The organism is Micromonospora sp. NPDC049060 (assembly GCF_040649055.1).
In the GTDB taxonomy this organism is placed as follows: domain Bacteria; phylum Actinomycetota; class Actinomycetes; order Mycobacteriales; family Micromonosporaceae; genus Micromonospora; species Micromonospora reichwaldensis.
The window spans coordinates 1-18,272 of record NZ_JBEZEV010000090.1 but is presented as its reverse complement, the minus strand read 5'-3'; the positions used below and the strand labels follow the sequence as shown (position 1 = coordinate 18,272).

17 protein-coding genes and 1 pseudogene are annotated in these 18,272 nt (G+C 73.8%); 8 read left to right on the top strand and 10 right to left on the bottom strand.

Annotated elements, in window-relative coordinates:
- Nucleotides 1-134: 134 nt before the first annotated feature.
- Nucleotides 135-1,493 carry a transcriptional regulator gene (locus AB0B83_RS25105; protein ID WP_357580216.1) on the top strand — a complete coding sequence of 453 codons (1,359 nt, stop codon included), beginning with the start codon at nucleotides 135-137 and terminating at the stop codon, nucleotides 1,491-1,493.
- Nucleotides 1,494-1,502: 9 nt separating this feature from the next.
- Entirely contained in the window at nucleotides 1,503-2,585 is a 1,083-nt protein-coding gene (locus tag AB0B83_RS25100; protein ID WP_357580215.1) for a polyprenyl synthetase family protein, read from the top strand.
- Nucleotides 2,586-2,701: 116 nt separating this feature from the next.
- On the opposite strand, the gene AB0B83_RS25095 is transcribed toward AB0B83_RS25100, so the two are convergent.
- Nucleotides 2,702-3,064, bottom strand: coding sequence for an Rv2175c family DNA-binding protein (locus AB0B83_RS25095; protein ID WP_311411662.1), 363 nt, complete (start codon nucleotides 3,062-3,064; stop codon nucleotides 2,702-2,704).
- 194 nt (nucleotides 3,065-3,258) lie between these two features.
- On the opposite strand from AB0B83_RS25095, the gene pknB reads away from it, so the two are divergent.
- Complete coding sequence (pknB, locus tag AB0B83_RS25090; RefSeq protein ID WP_357580214.1) at nucleotides 3,259-5,244, top strand: Stk1 family PASTA domain-containing Ser/Thr kinase; 1,986 nt, start codon at nucleotides 3,259-3,261, stop codon at nucleotides 5,242-5,244.
- Between the two features lie 2 nt (nucleotides 5,245-5,246).
- A complete protein-coding gene (locus AB0B83_RS25085; RefSeq protein WP_357580213.1) occupies nucleotides 5,247-6,110 on the top strand; it encodes a deoxyribonuclease IV in 864 nt (287 codons plus the stop codon).
- 19 nt (nucleotides 6,111-6,129) lie between these two features.
- On the opposite strand, the gene AB0B83_RS25080 is transcribed toward AB0B83_RS25085, so the two are convergent.
- The 4 genes from AB0B83_RS25080 to AB0B83_RS25065 all read right to left on the bottom strand — a co-directional run bounded on the left by AB0B83_RS25080 (nucleotide 6,130) and on the right by AB0B83_RS25065 (nucleotide 11,050).
- Nucleotides 6,130-7,167, bottom strand: a complete 1,038-nt coding sequence (locus AB0B83_RS25080) for a GntG family PLP-dependent aldolase (RefSeq protein ID WP_357580212.1) — start codon at nucleotides 7,165-7,167, stop codon at nucleotides 6,130-6,132.
- 44 nt (nucleotides 7,168-7,211) lie between these two features.
- On the bottom strand, nucleotides 7,212-8,618 hold the full coding sequence (locus AB0B83_RS25075; RefSeq protein WP_311411588.1) for a class II 3-deoxy-7-phosphoheptulonate synthase: 1,407 nt from the start codon (nucleotides 8,616-8,618) through the stop codon (nucleotides 7,212-7,214).
- Nucleotides 8,619-8,706: 88 nt separating this feature from the next.
- A complete protein-coding gene (locus AB0B83_RS25070) occupies nucleotides 8,707-9,189 on the bottom strand; it encodes a hypothetical protein (protein ID WP_327029149.1) in 483 nt (160 codons plus the stop codon).
- A gap of 235 nt (nucleotides 9,190-9,424) precedes the next feature.
- Entirely contained in the window at nucleotides 9,425-11,050 is a 1,626-nt protein-coding gene (locus AB0B83_RS25065; protein WP_357580211.1) for a glycosyl hydrolase family 18 protein, read from the bottom strand.
- Nucleotides 11,051-11,219: 169 nt separating this feature from the next.
- Between AB0B83_RS25065 and AB0B83_RS25060 the strand changes: the two genes are divergently transcribed.
- On the top strand, nucleotides 11,220-11,714 hold the full coding sequence (locus AB0B83_RS25060; protein ID WP_151454553.1) for a glutathione peroxidase: 495 nt from the start codon (nucleotides 11,220-11,222) through the stop codon (nucleotides 11,712-11,714).
- Nucleotides 11,715-11,791: 77 nt separating this feature from the next.
- Nucleotides 11,792-12,223, top strand: coding sequence for a hypothetical protein (locus AB0B83_RS25055; RefSeq protein WP_357580210.1), 432 nt, complete (start codon nucleotides 11,792-11,794; stop codon nucleotides 12,221-12,223).
- 10 nt (nucleotides 12,224-12,233) lie between these two features.
- On the opposite strand, the gene AB0B83_RS25050 is transcribed toward AB0B83_RS25055, so the two are convergent.
- Complete coding sequence (locus AB0B83_RS25050) at nucleotides 12,234-12,674, bottom strand: DUF4259 domain-containing protein (RefSeq protein ID WP_357580209.1); 441 nt, start codon at nucleotides 12,672-12,674, stop codon at nucleotides 12,234-12,236.
- 295 nt (nucleotides 12,675-12,969) lie between these two features.
- Between AB0B83_RS25050 and AB0B83_RS25045 the strand changes: the two are divergent.
- Nucleotides 12,970-13,710, top strand: a pseudogene (locus AB0B83_RS25045) (NADPH-dependent F420 reductase); the annotation flags it as partial.
- A gap of 82 nt (nucleotides 13,711-13,792) precedes the next feature.
- Here AB0B83_RS25045 and AB0B83_RS25040 read toward each other — a convergent pair.
- Entirely contained in the window at nucleotides 13,793-14,143 is a 351-nt protein-coding gene (locus AB0B83_RS25040; protein ID WP_311411580.1) for a DUF2203 domain-containing protein, read from the bottom strand.
- A gap of 171 nt (nucleotides 14,144-14,314) precedes the next feature.
- On the opposite strand from AB0B83_RS25040, the gene AB0B83_RS25035 reads away from it, so the two are divergent.
- Complete coding sequence (locus AB0B83_RS25035; RefSeq protein WP_357580208.1) at nucleotides 14,315-15,607, top strand: DUF1343 domain-containing protein; 1,293 nt, start codon at nucleotides 14,315-14,317, stop codon at nucleotides 15,605-15,607.
- 90 nt (nucleotides 15,608-15,697) lie between these two features.
- On the opposite strand, the gene AB0B83_RS25030 is transcribed toward AB0B83_RS25035, so the two are convergent.
- The 3 genes from AB0B83_RS25030 to proC all read right to left on the bottom strand — a co-directional run bounded on the left by AB0B83_RS25030 (nucleotide 15,698) and on the right by proC (nucleotide 18,225).
- Complete coding sequence (locus AB0B83_RS25030; RefSeq protein WP_357580207.1) at nucleotides 15,698-16,597, bottom strand: nucleotidyl transferase AbiEii/AbiGii toxin family protein; 900 nt, start codon at nucleotides 16,595-16,597, stop codon at nucleotides 15,698-15,700.
- Entirely contained in the window at nucleotides 16,594-17,202 is a 609-nt protein-coding gene (locus tag AB0B83_RS25025; RefSeq protein ID WP_357580206.1) for a type IV toxin-antitoxin system AbiEi family antitoxin domain-containing protein, read from the bottom strand. Before AB0B83_RS25025 ends, AB0B83_RS25030 begins: the two co-directional genes overlap by 4 nt.
- A gap of 204 nt (nucleotides 17,203-17,406) precedes the next feature.
- Complete coding sequence (gene proC, locus AB0B83_RS25020) at nucleotides 17,407-18,225, bottom strand: pyrroline-5-carboxylate reductase (RefSeq protein WP_327029159.1); 819 nt, start codon at nucleotides 18,223-18,225, stop codon at nucleotides 17,407-17,409.
- Nucleotides 18,226-18,272: the final 47 nt, after the last annotated feature.

The window sequence follows — 18,272 nt, the reverse complement described above, 5'->3', positions numbered from 1 at the left end:
ATGGGGTTGCGCGGGGTGGGCCCGGCCGGAGGCCGACCCGCCGGGGGCACGCGCGGGGGTCAGCATCCACCGGTGGCGCACGGTCCCGTTCGGGGTACGCGCCGCCGCCACGCCGACACCGTCCCGGAGGACCGATGACGCCGCCCCCGCCGCCCGGCCCGCAACTGCTCGGGCCGCTGCTCGCCCAGCTCCGGCTGGCCCGGGGCTGGAGCCAGCTACGGGTCGCGGCCGAGCTCTGCGCCGCGTCCGGTGTGCCCACCCTCAGCCGGCACGAGGTCTCCCGGTGGGAGCGGCAGTTGCGCCTCCCCGGCGACTTCTGGCTGGGCTGGCTCGCCGTGGTCCTCGCGGTGCCGGCCGACCTGCTGACCACCGCCGCCGCCCGCACCCGCAGCCTCGGTCCGCCGCCGGCCTTCGGCGGGTCCCGGCCCCGGGCGGCGCTGCTCGCCCTGGCCCAGCGCTGGCTCGCCGACCCGCGCGCCGTGCTGCTGCCCGGCACGCTCACCCGGCCCGCCGTCCGGGGCGACGGCGCGGGGCCGGTACGGCTGGCGGAGCTGCGCCGGCTCGACGACCTCGTCGGCGGGGCCGACCTGGCCGGGCTCGGGGCGTACCGGCTGGGGCGGGCGGTGCGGGCGCTGTCCGGATGCGTCCCCTCCGCACGCCCCCGGCTGCTGCCCGAGCTGGCCGAGTCCGCCCAGCTCGCCGGTTGGCTCGCCGCGGACGCGGGGGACGCCGCCGGCGCCCTGGACGCGTACCGGCTGGCACTGCGCGCCGCCTCGACGGCCGGCGACCCGTCGCTCGCCGGGCACGTGCTCGGCTCGGCCAGCCACCTGCTCACCGGCGTCGGCGACCCGGAGGGCGCGCTGGTGCTGGCCCGCACCGCGTACGCGGGGGCACGGCGGTCGGCCAGCCCCGGCCTGCGTGCCCTGCTGCTGCACCGGGTGGCCCTGGCCGCGGCGCTCGGCGGCCGGGCGGGGGCGGCCCGGCAGGCGCTCGACGCGGCCCGCCGGGTGACCGACGCGCCGGAGCCGGGCCGGGAGCCGCCGTGGCTCTACTGGCTCGACGGGCCGGAGTTGGCGGCGATGACCGGGCGCGCGCTGGTCGCTCTGGGCCGACCGCTCCCGGCCGAGGCGCCCCTGCACGCCGTCCGGCGGCGCGGCCCCCGCACCTCCGCGATCTACGGCGGCTGGCTGGCCCGGGGCTACCTGCAACTCGGCGAGGTGGAGCGGGCCTGCGCGGTGGCCGGCGAGGCGCTGCTCGACGCGGTCCGCGCCGGATCGCCCCGCGCGCTGGGCCAACTGACCGAGGTACGCCGACGGCTGGCCGGGCACGGCGACGAGCCGGCCGTCCGGCGCTACCGGGCGCTCGCCGCCTCGGCGGCTCCGTACCTGCCCCGTCCGGGGCCGCCACCTGGGCCGGCCGGCCGGCGGGCTCCCACGTGGCGTGCGGCGCGTCGGCCCCCCGGTGCCGCGACGGGGTCGACCTCGACCGGCTAGCGTCGTGGCGTGACCCACGCTGCTCCTGTTTCCCCCGTCGACCGCGCCGGGCTGCGCCAACGGATCGACAAGGCCCTGACCGAGTTCCTGGCGAGCCAGCGCGCCTGGATGGCCGGGGTCGACGACGCCCTGGCTCCGCTCGCCGAGGCGATCGAGGCGTTCGTCCTCGGCGGCGGCAAGCGACTGCGCCCGGCGTTCGCCTACTGGGGGTTCCGGGGAGCCGGCGGGGTGGACACCGACCAGGTGGTCACCGCCCTGGCCGCGTTGGAGTTCGTGCAGGCCAGCGCGCTCATCCACGACGACCTGATGGACCGCTCCGACACCCGGCGCGGCGAGCCGGCGGTGCACCGGCGGTTCGCGGCCCGGCACCGGGCGTCCGGCTGGGGCGGCGACGCGGACGGCTTCGGCGACTCGGCGGCGATCCTGCTGGGCGACCTGTCCCTGGTGTGGTCCGACGCCCTGCTGCACTCCGCCGGGCTGGACCCGCGCACGGTGGCCCGGGCCCGGCCGGTCTTCGACGCCATGCGCACCGAGGTCACCGTCGGCCAGTACCTCGACGTGCTGACCCAGGTCACCGGGGACACCTCGGTGGAGCGGGCCGGCAAGGTCGCCCGCTACAAGTCGGCGAAGTACACGGTCGAACGGCCGCTGCTGCTCGGCGCCGCGCTGGCCGACGCGCCGGCGGAGGTCCGGGCGGCGTACTCCGCGTACGGGCTGCCGCTGGGCGAGGCGTTCCAGCTCCGCGACGATGTGCTGGGGGTCTTCGGCGATCCCGCCCAGACCGGCAAGCCGGCCGGCGACGACCTACGTGAGGGCAAGCGGACCTACCTGGTGGCGGCAGCCCTGGAGACGACCGACGGGGCGGGCCGGGAACTGCTGCTCGGCGGGCTCGGCGATCCCGGGCTGGACGAGTCCGGGGTCACCCGGCTGCGCGAGCTGATCGACGGCAGCGGGGCGCTGGCGCGTACGGAGCAGCGGATCGGTGTGCTGACCGACACCGCGTTGGCGGCGCTGGCCGCCGTCGACCTGGACACCGAGGCCCGGCAGGCCCTGGTCGACCTGGCCATCGCCGCCACCCGCCGCGCCGACTGACCCGCTGACCGGCCCACCCGCGCCGCCCCGGCTGACGGCTACCCCGGTCGGCCCGGACCGGCGTCGGGAGGAGGGACGGCGCCGGGGAGCCGACGTCCACCCGCGCGGGAGCGGGGTCAGAAGCCCAGGGCCTGGGCCCGGCGCTTCACCTCGCGGGCCTGGTCGCCGGCGAGCGCCTTCGCGGGGGCGCCGCCCGGCAGGGTGTCGTCCGGCTCGTAGAGCCAGCGCAGCGCACCCTCGTCGTCGTAGCCCCCGTCGGCCAGCAGGTTGAGCACGCCGGGCAGGTGCTTCAGCACCGTCTGGTTGGCCACCAGGTCGGCCGGTATCCGGCGGACGCCGTCGCGGCGTACCGCGATCAGCTCCCGGTCCCGGATCATCTGGTGGACCTTGCTGATCGACACGTCGAGGCGCTCGGCCACGTCCGGCAGGGTCAGCCAGTCGGCGGCGTCGGCGGGGCCGGCGGATTCGGGGCCGGGCACGGCCCGGTCGGCGGGTACTGAGTCGGTCACCGGACCACCCTGCCATGCCCCGCCCGGTCGGGGTCAACGGCACCCCCACGAGCCGGCTGAGCAGGGCCGACGGGGGAAGCGAACGCGGCGGGGCAGTCCTGGTCGCACCCCATCTGTAGCATCCTGTTCAACCTTCACCCCCTGGACACATAGACTCCCTGCCGATGGACACACAGGTCGCCGACACGTTGCTGGGCTCGCTGATCGACGGGCGCTACCGCATCCGCGGTCGCGTGGCCCGTGGCGGCATGGCGACCGTGTACACCGCCACCGACGAACGCCTCGAGCGCACCGTCGCACTCAAGATCATTCACCCGTCCCAGGCCCCGGCACCAGGGGCGCGGACGGCGGGCTTCGTGGAGCGGTTCACCGACGAGGCGAAGACCATCGCCCGGCTGACCCACCCCAACGTCGTCGCCGTCTACGACCAGGGCAGACACTCGGGCCTGCCCTACCTCGTGATGGAGTACGTCCGCGGTCGCACCCTGCGCGACGTGCTCGCCGAGCGGCGCCGACTCAACCCCGACGAGGCGCTGGCCATCGCCGAGCAGATGCTCGCCGCGATCGCCGCCGCGCACCGGGCGGGGCTTGTGCACCGCGACGTGAAGCCGGAGAACGTGCTGGTCGCCGAGGCCCCCACCGGCGGCGCGGCCAACCTGGTCGACAGTGTCGTCAAGGTCGCCGACTTCGGGCTGGCCCAGGCGGTCGAGGCGAGCGCCGACGAGGAGAACGGCAACCAGTTGATGGCCACGGTCGCGTACGTGGCCCCGGAGCTGGTCACCGACGGGCACGCCGACCCCCGCACCGACGTCTACTCCGCCGGCATCGTGCTGTTCGAGATGCTCACCGGCCGGGTGCCCTACGACGGGGACCGTCCGGTCGACGTCGCCTGGCAGCACGTCGACAACGACGTCCCGACGCCGTCGACCCTGGTGCCCGGCCTGCCCAGGGCGCTCGACGAACTGGTCGCCCGGGCCACCCGGCGTGATCCGGGCGCCCGGCCGACCGACGCCGGCGCGTTGCTGGCCGAGGTGCAGGCGGTCCGGGACGACCTGGGCGACGCGAACACGCGTACCGCCGTGTTGCGCCGGGTGTCCGACGAGCCGATGGCCGGGCCGACCATGATGGTCGCGGCGGTCCAGCCGGCCCAGCGGCCCTCCTGGGCCCGGCTGCCCGAGGGCGCCGCCCCCCGGGCGGGCCGTCGCCGGGCCGAGCCCGACGAGGGCGAGGGCCTGTGGTCGCGGCTGTCCGCGCTGCGCACCCGGGTGATGGGCGACCCGCGCGGCCGCCGGGCCGTCATCGCCGCCGCGGTGGTGCTGGTCCTGCTGGTCGCCGGCGGCGGCTGGTGGCTGGCGGCCGGACGCTACACGGAGGCTCCGCAGCTGGTGGCGATGACCAAGGCCGAGGCGGAGGCGCAGGCCGCCCGCGTCGGGGTCGTCCTCAGCTACGCCGATCCGCGCTACGACGAGAAGGTCCCGAAGGACGCCGTCCTGGCGCAGGACCCGGCCTCGGCCACCCGGATCGTCAAGGGCGGCACGATCACGCTGACCCTCTCGCTGGGGCCGGAGCGTTTCCCGGTGCCCGACGTGGTGGGCAAGGAGTTCGAGCTGGCCGAGGCGGACCTGCTCGACGCGAAGCTGGTGGTGGCGAAGGGCACCGCCCGCTACGACGACAACCTGCCCGCGGGCGTCGTGTTGGAGACCAACCCGAAGGTCGGCGCCGAGGTGAAGCCGGGCGACAAGATCACGGTCGTCCTCAGCAAGGGCAAGGCCCCGATCTCCGTGCCCAACCTGGTCGGCAAGAGCCTGGGTGAGGCCAAGACGATCCTCGCCCAGCTGGGCCTGGAGCTGGTGGAGCCCACCTACAAGGACTCCGACAAGCCCAAGGACGAGATCCTCGGGCAGAGCCCGGCCGACGGCACCGGGGTGGAGCGGGGAGCGAAGGTCAAGCTGGAACTCAGCAAGGGCCCGCCGCTGGTCGCCGTGCCCCGGGTCATCGACCTGCCCTGCCAGCAGGCCAAGCAGCTCCTGGAGAGCCAGGGCTTCCCGGTGGCGATCCAGTTCAACCCGAACGGCATCACCCGGTTCCAGAACCCGCCGGAGAACACGCAGGTGCCGCCGGCCACCCCGGTCACCCTCGGATGCATGTAGCGATGCCGGCACCGCAGCGGCTGGTCGGCTCGCACACGCCCACCTCCGGCGGCCTGGCGAGGGCCGCCCTGCCGTACGCCGACGCGGCCGGCTCGCGGGTCGTGCAGGTCTACGTGTCCAACTCGCGGGGCTGGGCGCTGCCGGCCGGCGACCCGGCCCAGGACGTGGCGTTCCGCGACGGCTGCGGCGAGCGGGGCGTGCCCGTCTTCATCCACGCGTCCCTGCTGGTCAACCTCGGTTCCCCCACCGCCAACACGGTCGAGCGGTCTGCCGAGACGCTCGCCCACGCGCTGCGCCGGGGCCGGGCGATCGGCGCCGAGGGCGTGGTCTTCCACGCCGGCAGCGCGGTCGACGAGGGGTACGCCGAGGCCGCCATGCGGCAGGTACGCGAGACGCTGCTGCCGCTGCTCGACGAGGCGGCGGCAGCGGACGGCCCGCGGCTGCTGGTCGAGCCGAGCGCGGGCGGCGGTCGCTCGCTCGCCTCCCGCGTGGAGCAGCTCGGGCCCTACCTCGACGCGGTGGAACGGCACCCCTGGCTCGGGGTCTGCTTCGACACGTGCCACGCCTGGGCGGCGGGGCACGACCTGGCCGCCGAGGGCGGCATGACCGCGACGCTGGACACGCTCGTGGCGACGGTCGGGGCCGACCGGCTCCGGCTGGTGCACGCGAACGACTCGAAGGACCTCTGCGGCTCCACCCGGGACCGGCACGAGAACATCGGCAAGGGCACCATCGGCGAGCCGGCGTTCGCCGAGCTGATGGCGCATCCGGCCACCGCCGGCGTCCCGGTCGTGGTGGAAACGCCGACGGAGAAGCACGTCGGCCACGCCGCCGACATCGCCACCCTCAGGCGCCTGCACCCCTGACGCGGGGCCGGCGGGGCGGTCAGCCCCGCAGGACGCGGGTGAGGACCTCGACGGCGCGGTCGATGCCGGCGTCGTCGACGTCCAGGTGGGTGACCAGGCGGGCGGTGCGGGGGCCGAGCACCGAGACCAGGACGCCCTCGGCGCGGGCGGCGGCGGCCAGGGCGTGCGCGTCCAGCGGCGCCTTGGTCAGGTCCAGCGGCACCAGGTTGGTCCGGACTGTCGTGGCCAGCACCCCGAACGGGGCGATCGCCTCGGCGAGCCGGGCCGCCTTCGCGTGGTCGGCGGCGAGCCGGTCGACGTGGTGAGCCAGCGCGTACCGGCCGGCGGCGGCCAGGATGCCCGCCTGCCGTATCCCGCCGCCCATCCGCTTGCGGATCACCCGGGCCCGCGCGATCTTGTCGGCGCTGCCGACGACCAGCGAGCCGACCGGCGCGCCGAGCCCCTTGGAGAGGCAGACCGACAGGGTGTCGAAGAGGGCGCCGTACCCGGCCAGCGGCACGCCGTCGGCGACGTGCGCGTGCCAGATCCGGGCCCCGTCGCAGTGCAGGGCCACGCCCGCGTCGTCGGCTACCCGGCGCAGCTCGCGCAGGGTGGCCAGCGGGATCACCCCGCCACCGCCGCGGTTGTGGGTCTGCTCGACGGCGATCGCCCGGGTGGGGACCGCGTGGTAGCCCTCGGGACGGACCATCGCGGCGACGACGTCCGGGTCGATGGCCGCGCCCACCGGTGACCAGGTCCGCGAGGAGATGCCACCGTACGCCGCAGCGGCCCCGATCTCGTACGTCACCACGTGCGCGTCGGCGTCGCAGAGCAGTTCGTCGCCCGGCGGCACCACCAGTTGCAGGGCGATCTGGTTGGCCATCGACCCGCTCGGGGCGAACAGCGCCGCCTCGTGCCCGAACAGCGCGGCGACCTCGGCCTCCAGCGCGTTGACGGTCGGGTCCTCGCCGTAGACGTCGTCACCGACGTCGGCGGTGGCCATCGCCTCCCGCATCCCCGGCGTGGGCCGGGTCACGGTGTCCGAACGAAGATCGACGAAAACGTCAGCCACTGTCATCCCTCCGGCTGCCGACTGCGGGGCTCGCAAGCTCACTCCTCGCGTCAGCCACGGAGCATCTCCGCCACGAGGAAGGCCAGCTCCAGCGACTGCTGGGTGTTCAGTCGCGGGTCGCAGGCGGTCTCGTAGCGGCCGGGCAGGTCGAGGTCCTCGATGCCCTGGGCACCGCCGAGGCACTCGGTGACGTCCTCACCGGTCAGCTCCACGTGCAGGCCGCCCGGGTGGGTCTCCAGGCCCCGGTGCACCTCGAAGTAGCCGAGCACCTCGTCGACGATGCGGTCGAAGTGCCGGGTCTTGTAGCCGTTGGACGACTCGTGCGTGTTGCCGTGCATCGGGTCGCACTGCCAGACCACCTTGGCGCCGGCGGCCGTCACCTTCGCCACGATCGGCGGCAGGGCGTCGCGGACCCGGTGGTTGCCCATCCGGCTGATCAGGGTGAGCCGGCCGGGGACGTTCTCCGGGTTGAGCTTCTCGCAGAGCTCGATCGCCTCGTCCGGGGTCGTCGTCGGGCCGAGCTTCACGCCGATCGGGTTGGCGATGCGGGAGATGAAGTCGATGTGCGCCCCGTCGATCTGCCGGGTGCGCTCGCCGATCCACAGGAAGTGCCCGGACAGGCCGTACGCCCGGCGGTCGGAGACCCGGGTCAGCGCCCGGTCGTACTCCAGGGCGAGGGCCTCGTGCGAGCAGTAGAGGGTGACGGTGCGCAGCGCCTCGTCGTCGGTCATCCCGCAGGCCCGGATGAAGGCCAGCGCCCGGTCGATCTCGCGGGCGATCGCCTCGTAGCGCTCGCCGGCAGGGGAGTTCTTGACGAAGCCCTTGTTCCAGTCGTGCACGGCATGCAGGTCGGCCAGCCCGCCGGCCAGGTACGCGCGGAGCATGTTCATCGCGGCGGCCGAGTTCGCGTACGCCCGGATCATGCGCTGCGGGTCGGCGGCCCGGGCCTCCGGCGTCGCCTCCAGCGAGTTGATCATGTCGCCGCGGTAGGCGGGCAGCCCGCGCGCGTCGGTCGGCAGCGACCGGGGCTTGGTGTACTGCCCGGCTACCCGGGCCACCTTGACCACCGGCAGCGAGGCGCCGTAGGTGAGCACGATCGCCATCTGGAGCAGGGTGCGGGCGTTGGCCAGCAGGTGGCTCTCGGTGTTGTCGGCGAAGGTCTCCGCGCAGTCGCCGCCCTGGAGCAGGAACGCCTTGCCCTCGCACACCAGCGCCAGCCGCTGGCGGAGCTGGTCGACCTCGTAGGGCGCCACCACCGAGGGCACCGTGTCGAGCACCTTGCAGACCTCGGCGACCTCCGCCGGATCCGGCCACGGCGGGATCTGTGTGCGCGGCAGCTCCCGCCAGCGGTCGAGGCCGAGGGCCGCGTCCTCGGCGGAGTCGACGGTCGGACGGCTGGTCTGCAGCCCAGGGCTGCCCACCGCGGGATGGCTCAGCTGATGCCACTCATGGCGCATGACAGAAAGCGTACGGCGAGCGGCCCGGCGGCCGACCGGCGAGGGGGATGGTTCCGGCAGGTGAGAGCGGGCTCACCCGGGAGGCGGGTCAGGGCGTGGCCGCAGGGGCCGGGGTGTTGCCACCCGGCGCCTCGGCGGCGATGCACCAGTCGGCGCCGTCGCGGGTGACCGTGAACAGCAGCGGCCGGGTGAGCGTGCGGGAGCCGGCGGCGACCGAGATCGACGTGCTCACCTCCTGGCCCCGGGGACCGGAGCGGATGTCGGTGATCTCGGCCTGCGGCACCGTGAAGTGGTCGGCGAAGTCGCCGTTGGGGCCGGTCGCGGCGGCGTCGAAGCTCTCCTGGAGGGCGGCGCAGAGCTGGCTGCGCCCGGCCGCGACGTCCTTGGCGGTCATCGCGTCGAGGTAGGCCTGCACCCGCTCCCGCGACTTCGTGGTGGCCTCCTCGGCCGGGGCCCGCCCGGGCTTGGTCGCCGGGTCCTCCTCCTCGCCGATACCGCAGCCGAGCAGGACGAGGGGAAGGGTCCCGAGCAGCACGGCGCCCGCCGCGAGCCTCCCGCGCGTCGCGCGCATCGCCACCTCCGTCGCCGTGGACATCGAGCCCGTTGAGCGGCGAGTCTGTCACATCGACGCACGTGCCCGGACGCCGCCGCGCCCGAACCGCCGGTCACCGGCACGCGACGTGCCCGTCACCGAACGCCACCGGGCCGACGCGGGACACTCCCCCGCGTCGGCCCGGACACAACGGGCGGGGAGGGACCGGTGCGCGGTCCCTCCCCGCCGTGTGGGTGGTGCGTCGGCCCTCGGCTCAGCCGAGACCGCCCTTGATGGCGCCGATCAGCTCGCCGTTGCCGGTGTCACCGGAGAGCTCCCAGAAGAACGCGCCACCGAGGCCCTGGTTCTTCGCGTACGTCATCTTGCCGTTGATCGTGGAGGGGGTGTCGTAGCTGTACCAGTTGTTGCCGCACTTGGCGTACGCCGTACCCGCGACCGTGCCGGTGGCCGGGCAGGTGTTCTTGAGGACCTTGTAGTCCTCGATGCCCTGCTCGTAGGTGCCCGGGGCGGGCCCGGTGGCGGTGCCGCCCGGCGCGGCCTGGGTCACGCCGGTCCAGCCCCGGCCGTAGAAGCCGATGCCGAGCAGCAGCTTGTCCGACGGAATGCCCTTGCTCTTGAGCTTCTGGATCGCCGCGTCGGACCAGAAGCCCTGCTGCGGGATGCCGGCGTACGAGGTGAGCGGGGAGTGCGGGGCGGTGGGGCCCTGCGCGTTGAAGGCGCCGAAGTAGTCGTACGTCATCGGCATGATCCAGTTGAGGTGCGCCGCGGCGCCCGCGTAGTCGGTGGCGTCGATCTTGCCGCCGTTGCTGCCGTCCGCCGTGATCGCGGCGGTGACGAGCGCGGACGAGCCGAACTTCGACCGCAGCGCGCTGACCACGTTCTTGAAGGCGTTCGGGCCGCTGCTGTCGCAGGTGAGCCCACAGGCGTTCGGGTACTCCCAGTCGACGTCGATGCCGTCGAAGACGTCCGCCCAGCGCGGGTCCTCGACCAGGTTGTGGCAGCTCTCGGCGAACGCGGCCGGGTTCTGCGCGGCCTGGGTGAAGCCGCCCGACCAGGTCCAACCGCCGAAGGACCAGATCACCTTGAGGTTCGGGTACATCTTCTTGAGCTTGCGCAGCTGGTTGAAGCTGCCGCGCAGCGGCTGGTCCCAGGTGTCGGCGACGCCGTCGACGCTGTCCGCCGCGGTGTAGGCCTTCTCGTAGTCGGCGTAGCTGTCACCGATGGTGCAGCGGCCACCGGTGGTGTTGCCGAAGGCGTACAGGATGTGGGTCAGCTTGGCGGCCGAGCCACTCGTGTGGATGTTCTTCACGTGGTAGTTGCGGGCGTAGACGCCCCACTGCGCGAAGTAGCCCACGACCTTCTTGCCGCCCGGGCCCGGCGGCGGGGTGGTCGGCGGGGGCGTGGTCGGCGGCGGGGTGGTGGGCGGCGCCGTGGTCGGCGGGGTGGTGGTCGGCGGCGCGGTGGTGGGGGGCGGGGTGCCGCCGCCACACGGCGCGCCGTTGATCGTGCAGTTCAGCGGCGCCCTGTACGCGCCGGTGCCGTTGTAGCCCCAGCTGAACGAGGCGCCTGCCGCGATCGGGCCGGCCCAGCTCTTCTTGACGGCGACGTAGTGGTCGCCGGTGCGCGTGACGTCGGCGTCCCAGGAACTGCTGATGCTGGTGCCCGACGGCAGGTCGAACTCGATGCGCCAGGTGCTCACCGGGGCGCTCGTCCCGTTGGTGACGGTCACCCGCGTCTCGTGACCGGTCCCCCAGTCCTGCGCCTTGGCGAAGCCGGCGGTCACGCTGCCGGCGCCGAACGCACTGGCCATCGGGACCGTGGCGGCGGTGACCGCCATCACGGCGCCGACCCAGAGGGCCCGGCGGAGCGATCTCTTCATGCGGCGTCTCCCTAAACAGTTAGGAAACTTTCCAGATTGTTGGTGAGACGCTACTCACGCCGTCATCCATTCGTCAAGATGTCGATGTATCGATTTGCCTTGGGAGCGCGACCAGCCCTCCGGGCGCTCCCCCGGGCGACGGCCCGGCGACGCCACGTAGCCTCCACCCATGACTGTCTTCGACACCCGGATCGACGCCCTGGCCGGAGGCCCGGCCGACCTCGCGCGGTACCGCGGACGCGCGCTGCTGGTGGTCAACGTCGCCTCGCGCTGCGGCCTCACCCCGCAGTACGCCGGCCTCCAGGCGCTGCACGACGAGTACGCCGACCGCGGCCTGGTGGTGCTCGGCGTGCCCTGCAACCAGTTCGCCGGCCAGGAGCCGGGCACCGCCGCCGAGATCAGCGACTTCTGCCAGGTCAACTACGGGGTCACCTTCCCGCTGACCGAGAAGGTCGACGTGAACGGCCCCGGCCGCCACCCGCTCTACGCGGCGCTGGTCGGCACGGCCGACGCGGAGGGCCACGCCGGCGACGTGCGGTGGAACTTCGAGAAGTTCCTCGTCGCCCCGGACGGCACGGTGGCGGCCCGGTTCGCGCCCACCGTCGAGCCCGGCTCGGCCGACCTGCGCGCCGCGATCGAGAAGGTGCTGCCCCCGGCCGCCTGAGGCACCCGCCTCGACCGTGCCGCTGTGTGCCGAACGGACTACGATCGGCGACACCTGGTCCGAGTGGAGGGGGCGGGATGTTCTTCGCGGTGCAGCCGGCACTCACACCGGGCCAGGTCCCGCCCGAGCACCACGTCAGCATCCAGCGTCCGCTCGACGCCGGTCGGGTGGTGCTCGACGCCGCCGTGCCCGACGACGTGCTGCGCGACCACGGCCGCCTGCGGCACCTCCCGCCGGCTCCCGGGCACCTCGACGGCGCGGGGCGGGACCGCTTCACGCTGGAGCACCTGCGCGGCCGGTTCGAGGACGCGACGTCCTACATCCGGATGTCGCCCGAGGACCTGCCGCCGTTCGCCCGGGAGCTCCTCGCGACGGCCGGGCCGGTGGTGCTCGTCTGGACCGACCCGACGACCGGCGAACGCGTCGAGCGGGTGGTGGTGGCGGTCCGGCGCGACGGCGATCCGGGCGGCCGGAGCCGGCGCATCCCGCCCGGGCCCCGCCGGCCGTGAGCCTCGCGCCTCAACCCCCGACGACGGCGGCCCCGGTCGGACTGGCCAGCGCGGCCCGGATCGGGGCGAGCGCGGCGGCGAACTCGTCGAGCTCCCCCGCCTCCTCCCAGAGCTCGGCCAGCTCGGACCCGTCGGCGAGCACCCGGTCCAGCGCCCGCAGGGCCAGCACCGGCAGCTCCGCGGTGAGCGTCAGCCGCCCGCCGGCGGTGAGGAAGTCCGGCGCGTACGCCGAGTCGACCGGCGGGCCGCCGGGAAGGTGCGCGGCGACCACCGCCGACGCCGCGACCGCCTTGGCGCCGGGCCACGAGCCCAGGAAGTCGCCCTCCCGCACCGCCTCGCGCAGCGCCAGCTCGACCAGTCCGGGCCGCCGCTCCGGCGACGCCTCGTCGAGGTCGGCACACCAGTCCGCCGCAGCGTCGTTGTCGAATGGTCCCGCCGCCCACGTGCCCATCGCACTCCCCGTTCCGTTGTCGCGAGTGGAGGCAGGCTAGCCGCCGGGGCCGACATCGTTCCCGCAGCGACGGCGTTGCGGGCCGCCCGACGGGCGTTGTCCCGAAGCCCGCCCCCAGCCCTCGGGCCGGCAGTACGTTGGGCGGGCGGCGCAGGCCGTCACCGCCACTGCGCGCGGCGGGGACACCGACTGGTCCGACGCCGCGCGGGCCGCCCCGCCGGGCCGGCGACCCCACACCGGCCCGGCGCTCGTCGGCGGGCCGGCCGGTCGGCCCGCCAGGCACCAGACACCAGACACGAGACGGAATTGTCGACCACACCGGTGGGGAATACCGTCGCCGCGAACGAGGTTGGGGACCGACATGACAACTGTGGGACTGATCGGCAGTGGACACATCGGCGGCACGGTGGCGCGGCTGGCGGTGGCCGCCGGCTACGACGTGGTGCTGAGCAACTCGCGCGGCCCGGAGACCCTGAAGGATCTCGTCGAGGAACTGGGCCCGCGCGCCCGGGCGGCCACGGTCAGCGAGGCCGCGGAGGCCGGCGACCTGGTGGTCGTCACCATCCCGCTGAAGGCGTACCGGGACGTGCCGGTCGAGCCGCTGGCCGACAAGCTCGTGCTGGACACCAACAACTACTACCCGGAGCGGGACGGCCGGTTCCCCGAGCTCGACTCGGGCTCCACCACCAGCAGCGAACTGCTCCAGCGGCACCTGCCGCAGTCGCGCGTGGTCAAGGTGTTCAACAACATCTTCTTCAAGCACCTGCACGCGTTGGCCCGGCCGACCGGCGCCGACGACCGCAGCGCGCTGCCCATCGCCGGCGACGACGCGGGCGCGAAGGCGGAGGCCACCGCCTTCCTCGACCGGATCGGCTACGACGCCGTGGACGCCGGCACCCTCGCCGAGAGCTGGCGCTACCAGCCGGACACCCCCGCCTACGGGACCATCTACTCGGCCGACCCGGCGGACTGGGAGCGCGAGGCGCCGGCCGACGCCGCCAGGGTGCGGGCCGCCCTGACCGAGGCCACCCGCTGAGCGATCGCCCCTCCGGCCGGCTCCGCCGCACGTCCCTGGCCTGACGCGCCGCGGGTGTAGCCGACGGGCCGGCCGGGCCGGATCAGAGCGGGCGGCGGCCGGCGAAGCCGCACTCCACCCGGTGGTACCAGCGCACGTCGGTGTCCCCCTCCAGCCAGCACCAGAGCACCGGCCGGCCGTCGCGCTCGCCGGGGAAGTCGAGCAGGACCGGCGCGATCCCCTTGACCTGGATGTCGTGGGAGTGCAGCTCCTCGACGAGGGCGTGCAGCCGCGCCTCCAGCCCCTTGACCTCGGCGAGCCCGCCGAGCGGGCTGGCACCCCGGTCGGCCAGGTCGACGCGCAGCTCGGCCAGGTCGGCCCGCAGCCGGATCAGCTCGTCGACGCGCGGGCGCAGGGTGGCGATCAGGTGGCGGGCCTGGGCGAGGGTGAACACCGGGCCAGTATGGAGCACCGCCCGACCGGTGGGACCGCAGCACGCGCCGCCGGGGCGGCAGGTCCGACAGCGCCGCCGGCCGGACCCGTTCACCCCCGCTTTGTAGCTAACCTTCCTTGACGGGGCATCAACGTGTAGCTAAGTTTCGACCAAACCGACGGGAGGGTCGACATGGAGCGAAGGAAGTTCCTGGCCGGAGCGGGTGCGGTGACCGCGGGCGCGGTCGCGGCGACGGCACCCGGCGCGGCTGGTCACGCCGCGCCCGGCATCCGCCACGTGGAGACCGGGCTAGACGTGCTCGTCCGGTCCGACTTCGCCGAACTCGCCGGCCAGCGGGTCGGGGTGATCTCGAACCCCACCGGCGTGGACTCGGCCTACCGGCACCTGGTCGACCTGATGCACGCCTCCGGCACGGTGCGGCTGGCCGCCGCCTTCGGCCCCGAGCACGGCTTCCGCGGCTCGGCGCAGGCCGGCGGCAGCGAGGGCACCGGCATCGACGCCCGCACCGGGATCACCGTCTACGACGCGTACGGCGCCTCGCTGGCCAAGTGGGAGACCATGTTCACCCAGGCCGGCGTCGACACCGTCGTCTTCGACATCCAGGACGTCGGCGCCCGCTTCTACACGTACATCTGGACCATGTACACCTCGATGATGGCCGCGGCCCGCGTCGGCAAGCGGTACGTGGTGCTGGACCGGCCGAACCCGGTCGGCGGCCGGGCCTACGGGCCGATGATGACCGCCGGTTTCACCTCCGGGGTGGGCCTGAAGGAGATCGTCCAGCAGCACGGAATGACCGTCGGCGAGCTGGCCCGGTTCTTCAACGCCGAGTTCCTCCCCGCCGAGGCCGGCCGCCAGGTCGACCTGCACGTCGTGAAGTGCCGGCACTGGAAGCGCGACAAGCTGGCCGCCGACACCGACCTGCCCTGGGTGCTGCCCAGCCCGAACATGCCCACCACGGACACCGCGCTGGTCTATCCCGGCACCGGCCTGTTCGAGGGCGTCGCCTCGCTCACCGAGGGCCGGGGCACCTGCAAGCCGTTCGAGCTGATCGGCGGGCTGGCCGACGACTTCGACTACCACTGGTCCGACCGGCTCAACGCCCGCGAGCTGCCCGGCGTCGAGTTCCGCGAGGCGTACTTCACGCCGACGTCCGCCGGGCAGAAGCCCGCGCTGCTCAACAAGCTCTGCGCCGGGGTCGAGGTCAAGGTCGTCGACCGCGCGAAGTACGACCCGATCCGCACGGCGGTCGCGATGCTGGTGGAGGCGCACAAGTACGAGGCGTTCGCGTGGCGGCGCGACTCGTGGGACACCGTGCGTCCGTACTGGATCGACAAGCTCACCGGGTCGCCGCGGCTGCGCACGATGATCGACGCGGGCGCCGACGTGGACGACGTGGTCGGCGCCTGGGCCGACGAGCTGGCGGCCTTCAACCAGCAGCGCAAGCCCCACCTGCTCTACTAGGAACGTCCGGCCGTCCGTCGCCCGGATCGCGGGCGGCGGACGCCGAACGGAAGCTGCGGATCGGTATCCGCACGCCCACCTCGACTGCGGTCACCTGCCAGTCCACGTCGAGGCCGCCGCGATCCAGGTTTGCCCACGGCAGGTTCCGGCCAGCGCGGGGTCGGCGAGCCCCGACACCCGCTGCAACACCTCGCCGAAGTCCCGAGGAAGCCGGTCGTCGAGGCGGTGTTTACGGCGCCAAGCCGCCCATCGTGGTTGCGCCAGCGCCGCATATCCGTCGAGCGCGCGACTCAGCGGCGCAAGCGTCACCTCGCGGTATTCAGCGACCCGCTGCACCGCCGCCGCCAGGTCGTCGCCGTCGACATCGTGCCGATTCGACAGCAGGTAGACGTCGGCGAAATCGCGCCAACGGGTGTTCGCCTCGCCGCGCTGCAGTGCCGTCACCAATTTCTCCGCGTGCACCATCGGAAGCGGATAGCCGGTGACGATGATTTCCCCGTCGAGCAGACGCGGCAGCTTGACCTGCTGCGGATCGGGCCAGATCGGGTCGCCCACGTTGACGTCGACGTGGAAGGTCAGACGCGCGGCGGCGAGAGTGCCGGCCAGGGTGACGCGGACTCCGGAGTACACGTCGTCGTCTCGGATCGTCTCGGCGCCTGCGCCCGCCGAGTCGAACACGAGACCGTCGTCGAGGTGCAGAGCCGCGATCTGGCGGACGATGCCGAGCACCTGGTCGGTGTCGTTGGAGATCCATCGACCTTGAAGATCCACGTCGCGGGTGGGCCGCCGGGCGGCGTAGGCGGCGAGTAGCACACCGCCCTTGAGGACGAGCTTGTCCGCGTACGGGGACTGAGTCACCCGGGCGAGGAAACCCTCCAGGGCGTAGACCTGGTGCAGCTCATCCGTGGGACGACCCGTGCGGCGGGCGAGGTTCTGCAGGTCGAGATAGGCGCGGCCAGCGACAGTGGAACGGGTCGGGCGTGTCGTCACAGCAGGATCTCCAGCGCCTCTCGAAGGGGGCGCTCGGCCTTGGGGAAGTGCCGAGCCATCGTCAGCAGCGCCGACGGCGATGCGCCGCTCCGCCGCAGCCAGCGCCTCAGCGACGCGTACGCCAGTTCCGGCCCTTCCTGGTGCCGCAGGCGGACGGCATCGAGGATGCTGCGCTCAGGGTTGTAGAGCCCGATCGAGGTCTCCGGATCCAGGCGCAGCTCGGTGCGACCGATCTGGAACGTGGCCGGGTCGAACGAGTGCCAGGCGACCGGCGACGTGGTGGCGGGCCGATGCTGCCCGCGAGGTAGCGCGACGTCGATGCGAGCGGGAATTTCATCAGTAAGACCGTGCCGGGCAAGGGCCGTGACCAGGCATAGTGTGGCTGACGGAGCGCGACTGGCGACTTCGATGAGATCGATGTCCGCCGCCTCGGCATCAGGTCGCCGGTAGAGACCTCTGCCGACACGTTCGACGAGCCCTCGATCGCGCAGCCGGTACAACTGCCACTCCGAAAGGCCGGCTTCGAGGGCTTGGGAATAGGTGAAGGTCGCCGGGAGCCCACGCAGCGGCGTGTTCTCAGCCCCCGACCCGTCCGCCGACTTCACAAGGAAACTCTATACAGGCCGGGGGCACCTGTAGCGGATTTCCTTGCCTGTCTCCCGGCGCGCCGTGCTGCGAACCAACTTCCGAAGGGCCAGCGAGGGTATGGGTGGCGACCTGGGCCGGGCCACCAGGTCGGGCCGCCGCCCACGCCAGCGGCGCAGCGCCGCCGCCGGGACCCGACGGCCGACGACTGTCGGCGGTGCGACTCAGTCGGCCTGGGCGGCCAGTTCGCGGGCGCGGTCGCGGGCCGCCTCCAGGGCGGCGAGCAGCGCCGCGCGTACGCCGTGCTTCTCCAGCTCGCGCACCGCGGAGATGGTGGTGCCGGCCGGCGAGGTGACCGCCTCGCGCAGCTTCACCGGGTGCTCGCCGGAGTCGCGCAGCATCACGGCCGAGCCGATGGCGGTCTGCACGATCAGCTCGTGCGCGACCTGCCGGGGCAGGCCGAGCAGGATGCCGGCGTCGATCATCGCCTCGACCAGCAGGTAGAAGTACGCCGGCCCGGAGCCGGAGAGCGCGGTCACCGCGTCCTGCTGGGACTCGGGCACCCGGACGGTCGAACCCAGCGGCTTGAACATCTCCTCGGCCAACGCCAGGTGGGTGCCGGTGGCATGGGCGCCGGCGGAGATCGCCGTCATCGCCTGGTCGACCAGGGCCGGGGTGTTGGTCATCACCCGCACCACGGGCGTGCCCTCGGGCAGCCGGCGGTTGAAGAAGCTGGTCGGCAGGCCGGCGCAGAGGGAGATGACCAGCTTGTCGGCGGGCACCTTCGGCCCGATCTCGTCCAGCAGCGTCGCCGCGTCCTGCGGCTTGACGGAGACGGCGAGCACCTCCGCCTCGGCCACGGCGGTGAGGTTGTCGACCACCCGGATCCCGTAGCGGGCGGTCAACTCCTCGGCGCGGGCGGGCCGGCGGGCGGTGGCGAGCAGCCGGTCGACCGGCCAGCCCGACCGCAGCAGCCCGGAGAGCATCAGCTCGCCGATCTTGCCGGCCCCGATGACCGCGACCGTGTGCACCGAACCCGCCATCGCCGTCGTACCCCCTCGAAGTGGACCGGCGTCGCGACGGGCCAAAC

Coding starts and splice junctions, on each gene's coding strand:
- AB0B83_RS25105 (WP_357580216.1), top strand. CDS start 135: ATGACGCCGCCCCCGCCGCCCGGCCCGCAACTGCTCGGGCCGCTGCTC.
- pknB (WP_357580214.1), top strand. CDS start 3,259: ATGGACACACAGGTCGCCGACACGTTGCTGGGCTCGCTGATCGACGGG.
- AB0B83_RS25085 (WP_357580213.1), top strand. CDS start 5,247: ATGCCGGCACCGCAGCGGCTGGTCGGCTCGCACACGCCCACCTCCGGC.
- AB0B83_RS25080 (WP_357580212.1), bottom strand. CDS start 7,167: ATGACAGTGGCTGACGTTTTCGTCGATCTTCGTTCGGACACCGTGACC.
- AB0B83_RS25075 (WP_311411588.1), bottom strand. CDS start 8,618: ATGCGCCATGAGTGGCATCAGCTGAGCCATCCCGCGGTGGGCAGCCCT.
- AB0B83_RS25070 (WP_327029149.1), bottom strand. CDS start 9,189: ATGCGCGCGACGCGCGGGAGGCTCGCGGCGGGCGCCGTGCTGCTCGGG.
- AB0B83_RS25065 (WP_357580211.1), bottom strand. CDS start 11,050: ATGAAGAGATCGCTCCGCCGGGCCCTCTGGGTCGGCGCCGTGATGGCG.
- AB0B83_RS25060 (WP_151454553.1), top strand. CDS start 11,220: ATGACTGTCTTCGACACCCGGATCGACGCCCTGGCCGGAGGCCCGGCC.
- AB0B83_RS25055 (WP_357580210.1), top strand. CDS start 11,792: ATGTTCTTCGCGGTGCAGCCGGCACTCACACCGGGCCAGGTCCCGCCC.
- AB0B83_RS25050 (WP_357580209.1), bottom strand. CDS start 12,674: ATGGGCACGTGGGCGGCGGGACCATTCGACAACGACGCTGCGGCGGAC.
- AB0B83_RS25035 (WP_357580208.1), top strand. CDS start 14,315: ATGGAGCGAAGGAAGTTCCTGGCCGGAGCGGGTGCGGTGACCGCGGGC.
- proC (WP_327029159.1), bottom strand. CDS start 18,225: ATGGCGGGTTCGGTGCACACGGTCGCGGTCATCGGGGCCGGCAAGATC.